General features: G+C 60.0%; 12 protein-coding genes and 1 pseudogene. All 13 read left to right on the top strand.

Translation table 11 applies throughout. The features are described from left to right. Nucleotides 1-86: 86 nt before the first annotated feature. The 13 genes and pseudogenes from AC1Q6Y_RS11255 (at nt 87) to AC1Q6Y_RS11195 (ending at nt 16063) form a co-directional block, all read left to right on the top strand. Nucleotides 87-1493: an amino acid permease gene (locus AC1Q6Y_RS11255; protein WP_340312449.1), complete on the top strand. Its 1407-nt coding sequence runs from the start codon at nt 87-89 to the stop codon at nt 1491-1493. Nucleotides 1494-1510: 17 nt separating this feature from the next. Next, on the top strand, nt 1511-2716 hold the full coding sequence (gene hutI / locus AC1Q6Y_RS11250; protein ID WP_340312448.1) for an imidazolonepropionase: 1206 nt from the start codon (nt 1511-1513) through the stop codon (nt 2714-2716). A 10-nt stretch (nt 2717-2726) separates the two neighbouring features. Continuing rightward, a complete protein-coding gene (hutG, locus tag AC1Q6Y_RS11245) occupies nt 2727-3530 on the top strand; it encodes an N-formylglutamate deformylase (RefSeq protein WP_057712382.1) in 804 nt (267 codons plus the stop codon). Nucleotides 3531-3733: 203 nt separating this feature from the next. After that, nucleotides 3734-4690, top strand: a complete 957-nt coding sequence (locus AC1Q6Y_RS11240) for a choline ABC transporter substrate-binding protein (protein ID WP_492624571.1) — start codon at nt 3734-3736, stop codon at nt 4688-4690. A gap of 161 nt (nt 4691-4851) precedes the next feature. Continuing rightward, a complete protein-coding gene (locus AC1Q6Y_RS11235) occupies nt 4852-5769 on the top strand; it encodes an alpha/beta hydrolase (protein WP_492624570.1) in 918 nt (305 codons plus the stop codon). 116 nt (nt 5770-5885) lie between these two features. Then, nucleotides 5886-7088 carry a hypothetical protein gene (locus tag AC1Q6Y_RS11230; RefSeq protein ID WP_492624569.1) on the top strand — a complete coding sequence of 401 codons (1203 nt, stop codon included), beginning with the start codon at nt 5886-5888 and terminating at the stop codon, nt 7086-7088. A 288-nt stretch (nt 7089-7376) separates the two neighbouring features. Then, nucleotides 7377-8348, top strand: coding sequence for a prolyl aminopeptidase (gene pip, locus AC1Q6Y_RS11225; protein WP_492624568.1), 972 nt, complete (start codon nt 7377-7379; stop codon nt 8346-8348). Next, the gene (dtd, locus tag AC1Q6Y_RS11220) at nt 8345-8782 is read left to right on the top strand and encodes a D-aminoacyl-tRNA deacylase (protein WP_057712378.1); all 438 of its coding nucleotides are present in this window, start codon (nt 8345-8347) and stop codon (nt 8780-8782) included. The genes pip and dtd overlap by 4 nt, the downstream gene beginning before the upstream one ends. 321 nt (nt 8783-9103) lie before the next feature. After that, nucleotides 9104-10918, top strand: coding sequence for a glucan biosynthesis protein G (locus tag AC1Q6Y_RS11215; RefSeq protein ID WP_090452641.1), 1815 nt, complete (start codon nt 9104-9106; stop codon nt 10916-10918). Beyond that, complete coding sequence (mdoH, locus tag AC1Q6Y_RS11210; protein WP_492624567.1) at nt 10911-13481, top strand: glucans biosynthesis glucosyltransferase MdoH; 2571 nt, start codon at nt 10911-10913, stop codon at nt 13479-13481. Before AC1Q6Y_RS11215 ends, mdoH begins: the two co-directional genes overlap by 8 nt. A gap of 289 nt (nt 13482-13770) precedes the next feature. Then, nucleotides 13771-14220: pseudogene (locus AC1Q6Y_RS11205) on the top strand (transporter substrate-binding domain-containing protein); the annotation flags it as partial. 156 nt (nt 14221-14376) lie between these two features. Beyond that, complete coding sequence (locus AC1Q6Y_RS11200; protein WP_492624566.1) at nt 14377-15336, top strand: amino acid ABC transporter permease; 960 nt, start codon at nt 14377-14379, stop codon at nt 15334-15336. Next, the gene (locus AC1Q6Y_RS11195) at nt 15329-16063 is read left to right on the top strand and encodes an amino acid ABC transporter ATP-binding protein (protein WP_492624565.1); all 735 of its coding nucleotides are present in this window, start codon (nt 15329-15331) and stop codon (nt 16061-16063) included. Before AC1Q6Y_RS11200 ends, AC1Q6Y_RS11195 begins: the two co-directional genes overlap by 8 nt. Nucleotides 16064-16081 lie beyond the last annotated feature (18 nt).

Raw genomic sequence — 16081 nt, 5'->3', positions numbered from 1 at the left:
CTCCCACAGGTGCATGCCACCCAATGTGGGAGCGAACTCGCTCGCGATTCGATTTTGCGTCGGATAACAATAATTAGGGACGAGAAATGCAACAGCCAGAAAAAGGTTTGAAACGCGGGCTCTCTGCCCGACATATTCGCTTCATGGCGCTGGGGTCGGCAATCGGCACCGGGCTGTTTTATGGATCTGCCTCGGCCATTCAAATGGCCGGTCCTGCGGTACTGCTCGCTTACCTGATCGGTGGCGCGGCGGTGTTCATGGTCATGCGCGCCCTCGGTGAGATGGCGGTGCACAACCCGGTGGCCGGCTCTTTCGGCCAGTACGCCAGCACCTACCTGGGGCCGATGGCGGGCTTCATCCTCGGTTGGACCTACGCATTCGAAATGGTCATCGTCGGCATGGCCGATGTCACTGCATTCGGTATCTACATGGGCTTCTGGTTTCCGGAGGTTTCCCGCTGGATCTGGGTGCTGGGTGTCGTTTCCATCGTTGGCGGCCTGAACCTGTGCAACGTCAAAGTCTTCGGTGAAATGGAGTTCTGGTTGTCGCTGCTCAAGGTCGCGGCCATCGTCGCGATGATCCTGGGTGGTTTCGGCATCATGCTGTTCGGCATCAGCTCGGCCCCCGGTCAAGCGACCGACATCAGCAACCTCTGGAGCCACGGCGGCTTCATGCCCAATGGCATGGGCGGTCTGATCGCTTCGTTCGCGGTGGTGATGTTTGCGTTTGGCGGTATTGAGATCATCGGCGTAACGGCAGGTGAAGCCAAAGACCCGCAGCACGTGCTGCCCCGGGCGATCAATGCTGTACCGTTGCGGATCCTGCTGTTCTATGTGCTGACGATGCTGGTGCTGATGTCGATCTTTCCATGGCAGCAGATCGGCAGCCAGGGCAGCCCGTTCGTGCAGATTTTCGACAAGCTGGGGATCAGCTCGGCGGCCACCATCCTCAACATCGTGGTGATCACGGCGGCGATTTCGGCGATCAACAGTGACATCTTCGGCGCTGGCCGCATGATGTTCGGTCTGGCCCAGCAAGGGCATGCACCCAAAGGCTTCGCCCGCCTGTCGCGCAATGGCGTGCCATGGATGACGGTGGTGGTGATGAGTGCTGCGCTGTTGCTGGGTGTGTTGCTGAACTACCTGATCCCGGAAAACGTGTTCCTGTTGATCGCTTCCGTCGCGACCTTTGCCACGGTGTGGGTCTGGCTGATGATTCTGGTGACCCAAGTGGCCATGCGCCGGTCCATGAGCGCCGAGCAGGTTGCACAACTGAAGTTCCCGGTACCGCTCTGGCCTTATGCGCCGGCGGCGGCGATTGCCTTCATGCTGTTCATTTTCGGCGTGCTGGGCTATTTCCCGGACACCCAGGCAGCGCTGATCGTCGGCGTGGTCTGGATCGTGTTGCTGGTGCTGGCTTACCTGACGTGGGTGAAACCGGCGGCGGGCCAGGCAGCCCTGGTGACGCAGGATCCTACTTTTTCTCATCGATAACCTAATGGAGGCCAAGGATGAAAACTCTCTGGCAACACTGTCACGTCGCAACCATGGCACAAGGCGTCTACTCGATCATCGAGGATGCGGCCATCGTGACGTCAGGAGCGCACATTGAGTGGATCGGCCCGCGCGGTGAGTTGCCGGTGGGCGAGTACCCGGCCGTCAGTGATTTGAACGGGGCCTGGGTCACGCCGGGCCTGATCGACTGCCACACTCACACGGTGTTCGGCGGTAACCGCAGCGGTGAATTCGAACAGCGCCTGCAAGGCGTCAGCTACGCGGAAATCGCCGCCAGTGGCGGCGGTATCGCCAGCACCGTGCGCGCCACCCGCGCAGCCAGCGAAGATGAACTGTTCGCCAGTGCCGCCAAGCGCCTGAAAAGCCTGATGCGTGATGGCGTTACCAGCATCGAAATCAAGTCCGGTTACGGCCTGGACCTGGCCAACGAGCGCAAGATGCTGCGTGTGGCCCGTCGCCTCGGCGCCGAACTGCCGGTCAGCGTGCGCAGCACCTGCCTGGCGGCTCACGCCTTGCCGCCGGAGTACAAGGATCGCGCTGACGACTATATCGATCACATCTGCGCCGACATGCTCCCGGCCCTGGCTGCCGAAGGGCTGGTCGACGCCGTGGATGCGTTTTGCGAGTACCTGGCGTTCTCCCCGGCGCAGGTCGAGCGGGTGTTCATTACCGCCCAGGCACTGGGCCTGCCAGTGAAGCTGCACGCCGAGCAGTTATCGTCGCTGCATGGCTCGAGCCTGGCGGCGCGTTACCACGCGTTGTCCGCCGATCACCTGGAGTTCATGACCGAGGACGACGCCATCGCCATGGCCAAGTCCGGTACGGTCGCGGTGCTGTTGCCCGGCGCCTTTTACTTCCTGCGTGAAACCCAATTGCCGCCGATGGAAGCCCTGCGCAAGCACGGCGTGAAAATCGCCATCGCCAGCGACCTCAACCCGGGCACCTCGCCGGCGCTGTCGTTGCGCCTGATGCTGAACATGGCTTGCACCTGCTTCCGCATGACCCCGGAAGAAGCCCTGGCCGGCGCGACGATTCATGCCGCCACCGCGCTGGGCATGGCCGATACTCATGGTTCGCTGGAGGTCGGCAAGGTCGCGGATTTTGTCGCTTGGCAAATCGACCGTCCGGCCGACCTGTGTTACTGGCTGGGCGGCGACCTGGAAAAACGCGTCGTGCGCCACGGCGTCGAATCAAGTCTGTAGGAGATCTGTTGTGGATAAGGTTCTGAACTTCAAACAAGGCCGCGTACCGCTGCTGATCAGCATGCCCCACGCTGGTGTGCGCCTGACGCCTGCGGTCGAAGCCGGGTTGATCCCTGACGCGAAAAGCCTGCCGGACACCGACTGGCACATCCCGCAGCTATACGACTTCGCCGCGGAACTGGGTGCAAGCACCCTGGCGGCCGAGTACTCGCGGTTCGTCATCGACCTTAACCGACCGTCCGACGACAAGCCTTTGTACGTGGGCGCGACCACCGGCCTGTACCCGGCGACGCTGTTCGACGGCATTCCGTTGTTCCGCGAAGGGCTGGAGCCTTCGAAAGAAGAGCGCGCGACTTATCTGGAGCAGATCTGGACGCCGTACCACAGCACCTTGCAGCAGGAACTGGCGCGGCTGAAGGCCGAGTTCGGCTATGCGCTGCTGTTCGATGCGCACTCGATCCGCTCGATCATCCCGCACCTGTTCGACGGCAAGTTGCCGGACTTCAACCTCGGCACCTTCAACGGCGCCAGTTGCGATCCACAGCTTGCGACCCGACTGGAAGCGATCTGCGCGCTTCACGACAACTACACCCACGTACTCAACGGGCGCTTCAAGGGCGGGCACATCACCCGCCATTACGGTAATCCGGCCGAGAACATCCACGCGGTGCAACTGGAGTTGGGGCAGTGCACCTACATGGAAGAGTTCGAGCCGTTCCGCTATCGCCCGGATCTGGCGGAACCGACGCGGTTGGTGCTCAAGGAGTTGCTGCAAGGCTTGCTGGCCTGGGGTGAAAAACACTACAAGCGCTAAAGCCTGACGCGTAACCCTGTGGGAGCGAGCTTGCTCGCTCCCACAGGTAAGTGTTCATTTTGAAAGCGCGACGTAACAGTCGCCACCGTGCAAAACACGGTCGCCACAGGTCGCTTTTACCGCTCGTCTGCTGCGTAATGTTCTGGCCACGGTGCACAAAGACACCGACCTCACAATAATCGCTGCCGCACGAGATGCTCTCTATGACAAGCACCAAAGGTTTGTTCGCCCGCTGTCTCTCAATCCTCTGCGGCACGGCTCTCCTGAGCACCGGCGCCCTGGCCGCTGACGACGCCTCCTGCAAAACCGTGCGCATGGGCGTGGTCAACTGGACCGATGTGATCGCCACCAGCGGCATGGCCGACGTGTTGCTCAATGGCCTCGGCTACGAAAGCAAACAGACCAGCGCCGTTCAGCAAATCATCTTCGCCGGGATCCGCGACAAGCGCCTGGACATTTTCCTTGGTTACTGGAAACCGGCGATGGACAAAAACATCGCGCCGTTCCTGGCCGCCAATCAAGTCAAAGTGATGGACAAGCCGAGCCTGGCCGATGCCCAGGCCACCCTTGCAGTCCCTGACTATGTAGAAGCGGCGGGCCTGAAGACCTTCTCCGACATCGCCAGATTCAAGGATCAGCTTGGCGGCAAGATCTACGGGATCGAGCCGGGCAGCGGCGCCAACACCACGATCAAGACCATGATCGAAACCAATCACTTCGGCCTGAAGGATTTCAAACTGATCGAGTCCGGTGAAGCCGGCATGCTCGCCGCCGTACAGCGCGCCGTGAATCGCAAGGAGTTCGTGGTGTTCGTCGGTTGGACTCCACACCCGATGAACATCAACATGAAGATCGCCTACCTGACCGGCAGCGAAGACGTGTACGGCCCGAATGAAGGTGCAGCGACCGTTTCCACCGTAACCGCGCCGGATTACGCCAAGCGCTGCCCGAACGTCAATCGACTGCTGGAAAACCTGACCTTCACCGCCGCCCAGGAAAGCCAGTTGATGGTGCCGATCATGGAGCGCCAATCGGCTCAGGATGTCGCGAAAAAATGGCTGCGCGAGCATCCGGAAGATCTCCAGCGCTGGCTGGCGGGTGTCAGCAGTTTTGATGGCAAGGATGGCGTGGCCACGGTTCAGGCCAGTCTGAAGAACTGACACCTTTCCAGATGTTTGCAAAACCTGTGGGAGCGAGCTTGCTCGCGATGGCGCCCTCACATTCAACATCTATGTTGCCTGTCAGTTCGCAATCGCGAGCAAGCTCGCTCCCACAGGTCATAAGTACGTCTTAAAAACCTGAACAGGCTTGCACCAGTCTTATGGCTCCTTATCCACTTTCCGAGCAGATGACGGCTTTCGTCGAGAAAACCGTCAGTTTCAACAGCACTGACGGCAGCCCCGACGGTCTGCGCCAGGCCTACAGCGAGATGTGCCGGGCATTCACGCCGCCGCGTCCCGCCGGGTTGTATGTGGTCGATTTCGAGTTGGCGGGGGTTGCCGTTCGTTCGTATCAGCCGCCGGTTTCACCTTCTGCTGGTGGCGTGCCGTGCATCGTCTATCTACATGGCGGTGGCTGGGTGGTGGGGGATCTGGATTCCCACGACTTCATTTGCGCGGAACTGGCCTCGACCCTCGGTGTGTTGGTGATCGCCGTCGATTATCGCCTGGCGCCGGAACATCCGTTTCCGGCGGCCTTCGACGATTGCCTCAAAGTCTGGCGGGCACTACGCAACGGGCCGTTTCAACTGGATTGTGCACGCACGCTGGTGGCGGGCGACAGCGCCGGTGGCAACCTCGCGGCAGCGTTGTGCCTGGCGCTGCGCGATGCCGGCGAGCCGGTGCCGTGCGCGCAGGTCCTGATCTATCCGGGGTTGGGCGGCGATCACCGGCTGCCGTCGCGCAGTGAGTGCATCGACGCGCCGTTACTCAGCAGCAGTGACGTCGATTGCTATCACGCGCTTTACCTGCAGGGCACCCGCCATCCGAACGCCTACGCCATGCCATTGCTTGCCACGGATTTCAGCAGACTGCCACCGGCATGGATCTCCGTGGCGCAATTGGACCCGTTGCGTGATGACGGCGTGCTGTATGCCGAGCGACTGAACGCTGCCGGTGTGACGGCGACGCTGTATTACGGCGAAGGGCTGGTACACGGTTGTTTGCGGGCGCGGGGGCAGGTAGCCGAGGTGGATGTGTTGTATGAAAGGTTGCTCGGATACCTGGCTGTAAAGCTCTGATCTACAGCAACCGTTTGTCGAGACTGTTATTTTTGACAGGTCATTAATTTTTTGATTCACGTTAAAACACTTCTGGAACGCAGGCGATCGTGCCTGCCCACAGGAGCAAGAAAATCATGGCACGTACAAACAAGGATACGAAGGATAGTGCGGCGGACTCTCGCGAACGTGCGGTGGCTACAAAACCGCCTGCCCCCGAAATGCTCTGGCCAAAAGAAGGTATCGAGCACGACGGAGGTTTTGTTCGTTGCGCAGGCACCTGCCTGGAAGGTGCCGTTGTCCAGATGTTGATCCTCCCTGATACCACATGGAAAGATGTGCCGGCGATCGGGACTAATTGGAGTCTTACGCTAGAAAAGATGGTGCCTGGAGTCCAGCGCCTCCACGTACGGCAAATCCTCGACGCTGCTATTTCAGATCCAACTCCAGTGCGCGAGATCATTGTGCGCGAGCCGTCCTCCAATGTACCCCCGCCGGTGGTAACCCTTCCGCTCGTCAACAGCCTTATGCCAATCAACCAAGAAGTGCGGTTCGAGGGAACCTGCGAACCAGGCGCGAGTGTGTCCATCCGCGATGTCGACGAAACCTTGATCGGGGAAGCCAGCGTCACCGGCACCACATGGTCTTTTGAACACATCTGGACTAGTAGTGAAGTTGTCTATATCAAAATCGTACAGTCAGTAAGTAACGTGTTGTCTGACCCGACGGAGCGCTGGATTGGCGTAGGACTGAGTAGCGACGGGATCGAAGTGAAAGTGACGGAGCCTGAGGCCGAAAATGTCAATGTTCCCTTTGGAGGTTATCTTGATTTGGAGGGTACCTGCACGCCCTGTTCGAATGCGGGGAGTGTTATCCGGGTGGAGCATCTTCCCATTGGAATATATACAGGTTATATAGTTGGCAATCGTTGGGCGGCCTCCCGCGTCGGTCCATTTACTTCTCGTCCTCCTGTATTCGAACGCTTGGATGTTTCTGTGCAAGATGGAGCCGAAAACGGGATTCCGTCGCGTCGCGACATCTGCATTGTCAGCACTGAGCCGGTCGGCATCAAGCCCCCTCCGCCATCGATCAGGGTGCCTGTATCAGGAGGCACATATCCCATCGGCGGCATGGCTATCGACGGTATTTGCGAAGTGGGAGCGACTGTCGAGCTTTTGGATGAAAGAGGTGTCAAGTTGAACGATGCATTAGTGGTGGATAACAAGTGGTACACATCGTTTACTTGGGGCCCAGGAGTTCATCGCATCAAAGCGTGGCAGAAGAAAGGCGACATTGTTTCCGAGCCAAGTGTACTCGTTGAGTTCACTGTGACGCCGTAGAATGGGTGATGTACTTGAGTTCATCATTCGATAGCGCCTGAACCAGGATTGCGGCTCAACGCTCCAAAAAACCGCTGTTTCAGTCGTGCGCTGAAATAGCGGTTTTCTTTATTGCATACGAATGCCTTCACAGGCTTCATTTTCGGGCGCGAGCCTGAGTGCGACAGGTATCCAGAGCCCTCAATCTCTCCAAGGACATGCTCATCGCCCCATTCGGGTTTATGATGCCCAACGGCAGAATAATAGAAGTCCCCCCAGGGATGACCTCGACCCCTTACGGAGTGCGCAATGCAGACTTTGTACCCGCAGATCAAACCCCACGCCCGGCACGATCTGGCCGTCGACGAGACCCACACGCTGTATGTCGACGAAAGCGGTTCACCGGAAGGTTTGCCGGTGGTGTTCATCCACGGCGGCCCCGGTGCAGGATGTGATGCCCAGAGTCGGTGCTACTTCGATCCAAATCTTTATCGCATCGTCACCTTCGACCAGCGCGGTTGTGGTCGCTCGACCCCCCACGCCAGCCTGGAAAACAACACCACCTGGGACCTGGTCGCCGACCTCGAGCGGATTCGCCAGCATCTGGGCATCGAAAAATGGGTGCTGTTTGGTGGCTCCTGGGGTTCGACCCTGGCGCTGGCCTACGCGCAAACCCATCCTGAGCGGGTACACGGCCTGATCCTGCGGGGGATCTTTCTCTGCCGTGCGCAGGAAATCGAATGGTTCTACCAGGCCGGCGCCAGCCGCCTGTTCCCCGATTACTGGCAGGACTACATCGCGCCGATCCCGCTGGACGAGCGCGACGACTTGCTCGCTGCGTTCCACAAACGCCTGGTCGGCAACGACCAGATCGCCCAAATGCACGCGGCCAAGGCCTGGTCGACCTGGGAGGGCCGCACCGCGACCCTGCGCCCTAACCCTCTGGTAGTCGACCGTTTCTCCGAGCCTCAACGTGCGTTGTCGATTGCCCGCATCGAATGCCACTACTTCAGCAACCACGCCTTCCTGGAGCAGAATCAGCTGATCCGCGACATGGGCAAGATCGCCCATTTGCCCGGCGTGATCATTCATGGTCGCTACGACGTGATCTGCCCGCTGGATAACGCCTGGGAATTGCATCAAGCCTGGCCGAACAGCGAACTGCAGGTCATCCGCGATGCCGGTCATGCCGCTTCCGAGCCGGGCATCACCGACGCGCTGGTACGCGCCGCCAATCAGATGGCCCGGCGTCTGCTCGACCTGCCGCCTGAAGAAGCATGAAGGGCCTGTTGCAGCGGGTGCGCGGCGCGCGGGTCGAGGTCGCGGGCGAGATCGTGGGTGCCGTCGATCAGGGATTGCTGGTCCTGGTAGCCGTCGAGCCCGACGATACGCGGGCCAGCGCTGACAAACTCCTTAATAAGCTGCTTAACTATCGGGTATTCAGTGACGCTGAGGGCAAGATGAATCTGTCCTTGGCGGATGTGGGCGGTGGGCTGCTGCTGGTCTCTCAGTTCACCCTGGCTGCCGATACAAAAAACGGGCTGCGTCCGAGTTTCTCGACCGCGGCCCCTCCGGCGTTGGGCGAGGAGCTGTTCGACTATCTATTAAGCAAAGCGAAACAGGTGCATGGCACTGTGGCATCAGGTAGATTCGGCGCGGATATGCAGGTGCACCTGGTCAATGATGGCCCGGTAACCTTCCTGTTACAGACCTGAAAGCGCTTGAAACAAGTTTTTACGTTCATTTCGACTGAAAACAGGGGTTTTTCGCGATAAATACTTTGTTACCCCTGATGCGTTGTAACGCGGCCTACTAGATAATCCCGCGCTACGGGGATCAGCGTTCGTTGGTCCATTTTGACTTAGGTAGAGACTTGTCCGGATCCGATTGGGGAATCATTTCGCCACAGCGGAGTCGGAACAATGCTCGCCAACTTGGCAAGAGTGGTTTGCAAGGGCGGTTTTTTCATACCGTACACCGTGCAGGCCCTTTAACTGGCCGTTGGTTTTTTGATCTGTTTTCGGCGAGGGTTGCTCGTGATTGTTAGTCCCTGTAACGCACCAAAATTGTCTGCCAAACGGTTACGCAGCGCCCTGGTAGCGGGCTCTGCACTGCTCTGCCTGCTCAGCGCCGGTCAGCTTTGGGCATTCAGTCTGGATGATGTATCGGTCAAGGCAAAAGAACTGGCCGCGCAGAAGTTCGAAGCGCCGCGCAGTAACCTGCCGAACGAGTTCCGCGACATGAAATTCGCGGACTATCAGAAAATTCGTTTTCTGACGGAAAAAGCCGAGTGGGCTGACCAGAAGACGCCGTTCAAGCTGTCCTTCTATCACCAGGGCATGCATTTCGATACGCCGGTGAAAATCAACGAAATCACCGCGAACACCGTCGAAGAGATCAAATACGATCCGAGTCGTTTCGACTTCGGCGATATGAAGTTCGATCCAAAGGCCACCGAACAACTGGGTTATGCCGGTTTCCGTGTGCTGTACCCGATCAACAAGGCCGACAAGCAAGACGAAATCATGACCATGCTTGGCGCGAGCTACTTCCGCGTCGTCGGCAAGGGTCATGTCTATGGTTTGTCCGCTCGCGGCATGGCGCTTGATACCGCATTGCCGTCCGGCGAAGAATTCCCGCGTTTCCGCGAGTTCTGGATTCAGCAGCCCAAGCCGGGCGACAAGCACCTGGTGATCTTCGCCCTGCTGGATTCCCCTCGTGCCACCGGTGCCTACCGCCTGACCCTGCGTCCGGGCAGCGACACCATCGTCGACGTCAAGGCGCAGATGTTCCTGCGTGACAAGGTCGGCAAACTGGGCATCGCCCCGTTGACCAGCATGTTCCTGTTCGGCGCCAACCAACCGTCAAAAGTACTGAACTACCGTCGCGAGCTGCACGATTCCAGCGGCCTGGCGATCCATGCCGGCAACGGCGAGTGGATCTGGCGTCCGCTGAACAATCCGAAGCACCTGGCCGTGAGCAACTTCAGCGTTGAAAACCCGCGTGGCTTCGGTCTGCTGCAACGTGGCCGCGACTTCAGCCACTACGAAGACCTCGACGACCGCTACGACAAGCGCCCAAGCGCCTGGATCGAGCCGAAGGGTGACTGGGGCAAGGGCACGGTCGACCTGGTCGAGATTCCGACCGCCGATGAAACCAACGACAACATCGTTGCTTTCTGGAATCCGGAAAAATTGCCGGAACCTGGCCAGCCGCTCGATGTCGCTTATCGTATGCACTGGACCATGGATGAAGCCTCGATTCACGCGCCGGACAGCGCCTGGGTCAAACAAACCCTGCGCTCCACTGGTGACGTCAAACAGTCCAACCTGATTCGTCAGCCGGACGGCAGCGTTGCCTACCTGGTGGACTTTGAAGGCCCGTCCCTGGCGGCTTTGCCGGCCGAAGCGGACGTTCGCAGCCAGGTCAGCGTCGGCGACAACGCCGAGCTGGTGGAAAACAGCGTTCGCTATAATCCTGAAACCAAAGGCTGGCGCCTGACCCTGCGGATGAAGATCAAGGATCCGAGCAAGTCCACCGAGATGCGTGCCGCGCTGGTGCAGAACATCGTACCGGCGGACCTGGCCAAGACTTCGATTCCGTCGTCGAACTCGTCGGTTGCCAAGGCCGACAAGGTTGCCGCCAAGCAACAAGAGAAAGCGGACAAGGAAGCCAGGCAAGCGGAGGCCAAGCAGGCCGAAGCGAAGCCTGTTGCAGATGCCAAGGACAAGGCCAATAAAGACGCCAAGCAGCCTGTCGCTGCCGACGCGGCCCCAGCCACACCGGAATCGGCCCCGACTGAAGAAGTCCTGACCGAGACCTGGAGCTATCAGTTGCCTGCCGATGAGTAACTCTCAAGTACGGCCAGAAACTCTTTCCGAGTATCTGGCGCATCTGCCGATGACCGACCAGCAGCGCGCGGAACTCGCGGGCTGCAGGTCTTTCAGTGAACTGCATGAGCGTCTGTCGTCCTCGACTTTCGACGCGCCAGCCGAGGCCGCCCAGGCTTCGGTCGGCAAGCGCTTGACCCTGAGCACTGCCGAAGAATTGCAGGACGCCGAAATGCTGGTGCTCGACGCCAGCGGTCGCGTCTGCCTTAAGGCGACCCCACCGATTCGTCGGACCAAGGTCGTGCCGGAGCCGTGGCGCACCAATATTCTGGTGCGCGGCTGGCGGCGTCTGACCGGTCGCACCAATCCGCCGAAGCCGCCGAAAGACGAGAACGTGCTGCCGGCCGCGCGCTGGCGCACCGTCGGTTCGATCCGCCGCTACATTCTGCTGGTACTGATGCTCGGTCAGACCATCGTCGCCGGCTGGTTCATGAAAGGCCTCATGCCTTACCAGGGCTGGTCATTCGTCGACCTCGACGAAGTATTGCACCAACCGTTACTGCAAACCGCCACCCAAGTGCTGCCATATGCATTGCAGACCAGCATCCTGATCCTGTTCGGGATCCTGTTCTGCTGGGTTTCGGCCGGTTTTTGGACCGCGCTGATGGGCTTTCTCGAGTTGCTAACCGGGCACGATAAATACCGCATCTCCGGTAAAAGTGCTGGTAACGAGCCGATTCCAAAGGATGCGCGCACCGCGCTGGTGATGCCGATCTGCAACGAAGACGTGCCTCGGGTATTCGCCGGCCTGCGGGCGACCTTCGAGTCGGTTGCAGCCACGGGTGACCTGGACCGCTTCGACTTCTTCGTCCTCAGCGACAGTAACGACGCCGATATCTGCGTCGCCGAGCAACAGGCCTGGCTGGATGTCTGCCGCGAAGCCGGGGGCTTCGGCAAGATTTTCTATCGCCGCCGTCGTCGTCGCGTAAAACGTAAAAGCGGCAACCTCGACGACTTCTGCCGTCGTTGGGGCGGTGACTACAAGTACATGGTCGTACTCGACGCCGACTCCGTGATGAGCGGTGAGTGCCTGACCAGCCTGGTACGCCTGATGGAAGCCACGCCGGACGCCGGCATCATCCAGACCGCGCCGCGTGCGTCGGGCATGGACACCCTTTATGCGCGCATGCAGCAGTTCGCCACCCGCGTGTACGGGCCGCTGTTCACCGCCGGCCTGCACTTCTGGCAGTTGGGCGAGTCGCACTACTGGGGCCACAACGCGATCATCCGCATGAAGCCGTTCATCGAGCACTGCGCCCTGGCGCCATTGCCCGGTAAAGGCGCATTCGCCGGTGCGATCCTGTCCCACGACTTCGTCGAAGCCGCGCTCATGCGTCGTGCCGGTTGGGGCGTGTGGATTGCCTACGATTTGCCGGGCAGCTATGAAGAACTGCCGCCGAACCTGCTGGACGAACTCAAGCGCGACCGTCGCTGGTGCCACGGCAACCTGATGAACTTCCGCCTTTTCCTGGTCAAGGGCATGCACCCGGTGCACCGCGCGGTGTTCCTGACCGGCGTGATGTCCTACCTGTCGGCGCCGTTGTGGTTCTTCTTCCTGGTGCTGTCGACCGCGCTGCTGGCGGTCAACACGCTGATGGAGCCGCAATACTTCCTCGAACCGCGTCAGCTTTATCCGCTATGGCCACAATGGCATCCGGACAAGGCGATCGCGCTGTTCTCGACCACCATCGTGCTGCTGTTCCTGCCGAAGCTGTTGAGCATCATCCTGATCTGGGCCAAGGGTGCGAAAGAGTTCGGCGGCAAGTTCAAGGTGACCCTGTCGATGCTCCTGGAGATGCTGTTCTCCATGCTGCTGGCGCCGGTACGGATGATCTTCCACACCCGTTTCGTCCTCGCCGCGTTCCTCGGCTGGGCCGCGACCTGGAACTCGCCACAACGTGACGACGACTCCACGCCGTGGAGCGAAGCGGTCAAGCGCCACGGTCCGCAAACCTTGCTGGGCTTCTTCTGGGCCATGCTGGTGATCTGGCTGAACCCGAGCTTCCTGTGGTGGCTGGTGCCGATCGTCGGTTCGTTGATGCTGTCGATCCCGGTGTCGGTGATCTCCAGCCGTGTCGGCCTGGGCCTGAAGTCCCGTGACGAGAACCTGTTCCTGATCCCTGAGGAATACAATCCGCCGCAGGCACTGCTGGCGACCGACCAGTACACCCACGAAAACCGCTGGCACGCGCTGAACGACGGCTTCGTCCGCTCGGTGGTCGACCCGCAGCAGAACGCCCTGGCGTGCTCGTTGGCGACTTCCCGTCACCGCGAGGCCGAGCCAATTGAATGGCTGCGGGTGGAGCGGGTACGCCACGCTATGAAGGTCGGACCGGAAGGCCTGACCAACAACGAGCGTGTGCAGTTGTTGAGCGACCCGGTGGCATTGGCCCGCTTGCATGAGCAGGTCTGGAATGAAGGTCATGCCGAGTGGCTGGGCGCATGGCGCAAGTCGGTCAAGGCCGATCCCCATGCACCGCTGCTGCCGCTCAAGCCGCTGAGCGTTCAGCCTCAGTTGGCATGATGAAAAAGCCCCGCTTCCGAAAGGAGGCGGGGATACTCCCAGAAGATCGCAGCCTTCGGCAGCTCCTACAGTCGTGAACCCTGTAGGAGCTGCCGAAGGCTGCGATCTTTTGCTTTTATGCCCGCCAAACCCTTGTGCAATCGAGCGAGTGCGTTAGCATCCGTCCCCGAATTGGTGCGCCCGGACCGTTTTGTGTCCGTATCTATCGGTTTTCACCGGAAAACTGTCGATTTCGCGCCGCAAACGCAATGGTTTTGCGGGCTTGAAGATGAAGAAGTATCTGTCGATGCTGCTGGTCGGCCAGACGCTGCTGATCCGCAAGGAGCTGGAAGGCACCATCAAGTCCTATAAAGACCTGAACACCGCCGATTACCGCATCACCTCCAAGCTCGGCACCACCGGCGAAATGGTCGCCAAAAAGCTGATCTCCAAAGCCAAGTACCACGGCTACGACAATGAGCAGGAAGCCGTGCTCGACGTGGTCAACGGCAAGGCCGATGCCTTTATCTACGACGCGCCTTACAACGTCGTGGCGCTGAACAAGGTGGGTAACGGCAAACTGGTGTTCCTCGACAAGCCGTTCACCTACGAGCCTCTGGCCTTCGGTCTGAAGAAGGGGGATTACGACAGCCTCAACTTCATCAACAACTTCCTGCACCAGATCCACGAAGACGGCACCTACGATCGCATCCATGACAAGTGGTTCAAGAGCACCGAGTGGCTCAAGGACATGGAGTAACCCGGTCAGTTAGACCGAGTCGCCTTCGATCGCGGGCAAGCCCGCTCCCACAGTGTTTTGCGGTGAGCACAAATCTTGTGCACAGCCCAGATACCTGTGGGAGCGGGCTTGCCCGCGATGACGGCCTGACAGGCAGCACAAATCCCGGAATTTGCAATGAAACATAAAAAAGCCCAATGGCCCTGGCACGTATTGACCGTGCTGGTGCTGATCGGCCTGGCCGGCGCGTTGTACTACGCCACCTCGCTGATGTCCTACGAATGGCGCTGGAACCGCGTACCGCAGTACTTCGCCTACCAGGCCGAAGACAGCCAGCGCGCCGCCGACCTCTCCACGGTCACCGAGTTGGTGCGCCAGGGCGACAAGGCCCAGGTGACCCTGCGCAACGACGCCGGCACCGAGCAAGTGCTGACAGTCGACGACAACAGCCTGCAAGTGGCCCGTGGCGACGAAGTGGCCGAAGGCGATGTGATCGGTGTTACCCGGCATTGGGCCGCAGGACCGCTGTTGTGGGGCCTGTGGACTACCCTGTGGCTGTCGCTGGTCTCGGGTGTGCTCGGGCTGTTGATCGGCCTGGCTACCGGCCTGTGCCGGCTGTCGAACAACCCGACCCTGCGCGACCTGTCGATCGTCTACATCGAACTGGTACGCGGTACGCCGCTGCTGGTGCAGATATTCATTTTCTACTTCTTTATTGGCACGGTGCTCAACCTGTCCCGCGAGTTTGCCGGGATTGCCGCGCTGTCGCTGTTCACCGGGGCCTACGTGGCCGAGATCATTCGTTCCGGCGTGCAGTCGATTGCCCGTGGGCAGAACGAAGCTGCGCGCTCCCTGGGCCTGAATGCCAGCCAGTCGATGCGCCACGTTGTCCTGCCGCAAGCCTTCAAGCGGGTGCTGCCGCCGTTGGCCGGGCAGTTCATCAGCCTGGTCAAGGACACTTCGCTGGTGTCGGTGATCGCCATTACCGAGTTGCTCAAGAGCGGTCGGGAAGTCATCACCACCTCGTTCTCGCCGTTCGAAATTCTGTTCTGCGTGGCAGGGCTGTACCTGTTGATCAACCTGCCGCTGTCGAAAATCGCCAGCCGGCTTGAGCGGAGGCTCGCGCAAAGTGATTGAAGTCCGCGATCTGATAAAAGTCTTCGACACCCGTGGCCAGATCGTCCGCGCGGTGGACAACGTCACCACGCAAGTGGCCAAGGGCGAGGTGTTGGTGGTCATCGGTCCGTCGGGCTCGGGCAAGTCGACCTTCCTGCGCTGCCTCAACGGCCTGGAAGAGTTCGACTCGGGCTCGGTGAGCATCGACGGCCTGCAACTGGCTGACCCGAAAACCGACATCAATGCCTACCGCCGTGAAGTCGGCATGGTGTTCCAGCATTTCAACCTGTTCCCGCACATGACCGTGCTGGAAAACCTGTGCCTGGCGCAGAAGGTGGTGCGCAAGAGCGCAAAGAAGGAGCGCGAGGCCAAGGCCATGGCGCTGCTGGAGAAGGTCGGCATTGCCCAGAAGGCCCACGAGTTCCCGTCGCGCCTGTCCGGCGGCCAGCAACAGCGGGTGGCGATTGCCCGGGCGCTGGCCATGGAGCCCAAGGTCATGCTGTTCGATGAACCGACCTCGGCGCTGGACCCGGAAATGGTCGGCGAAGTGCTGGACGTGATGAAGACCCTGGCGGTGGAAGGCATGACCATGGTCTGCGTCACCCACGAGATGGGTTTCGCCCGGGAAGTGGCGGACCGGGTGCTGTTCTTCGATCACGGCAAGTTGCTGGAAGATGCCTCACCAGCCGAGTTCTTCGATGCACCGAAGGATCCGCGGGCGCAGGCGATTTTGCGCCAGGTGTTGTAAGCAGGCTGAATTGGGGTG

The sequence above is a fragment of the Pseudomonas sp. GW823-FHT06E10 genome, from assembly GCF_058794995.1.
Note: the sequence above shows the minus strand (reverse complement) of the source record. Positions and strands in the feature narration are given on the sequence as shown.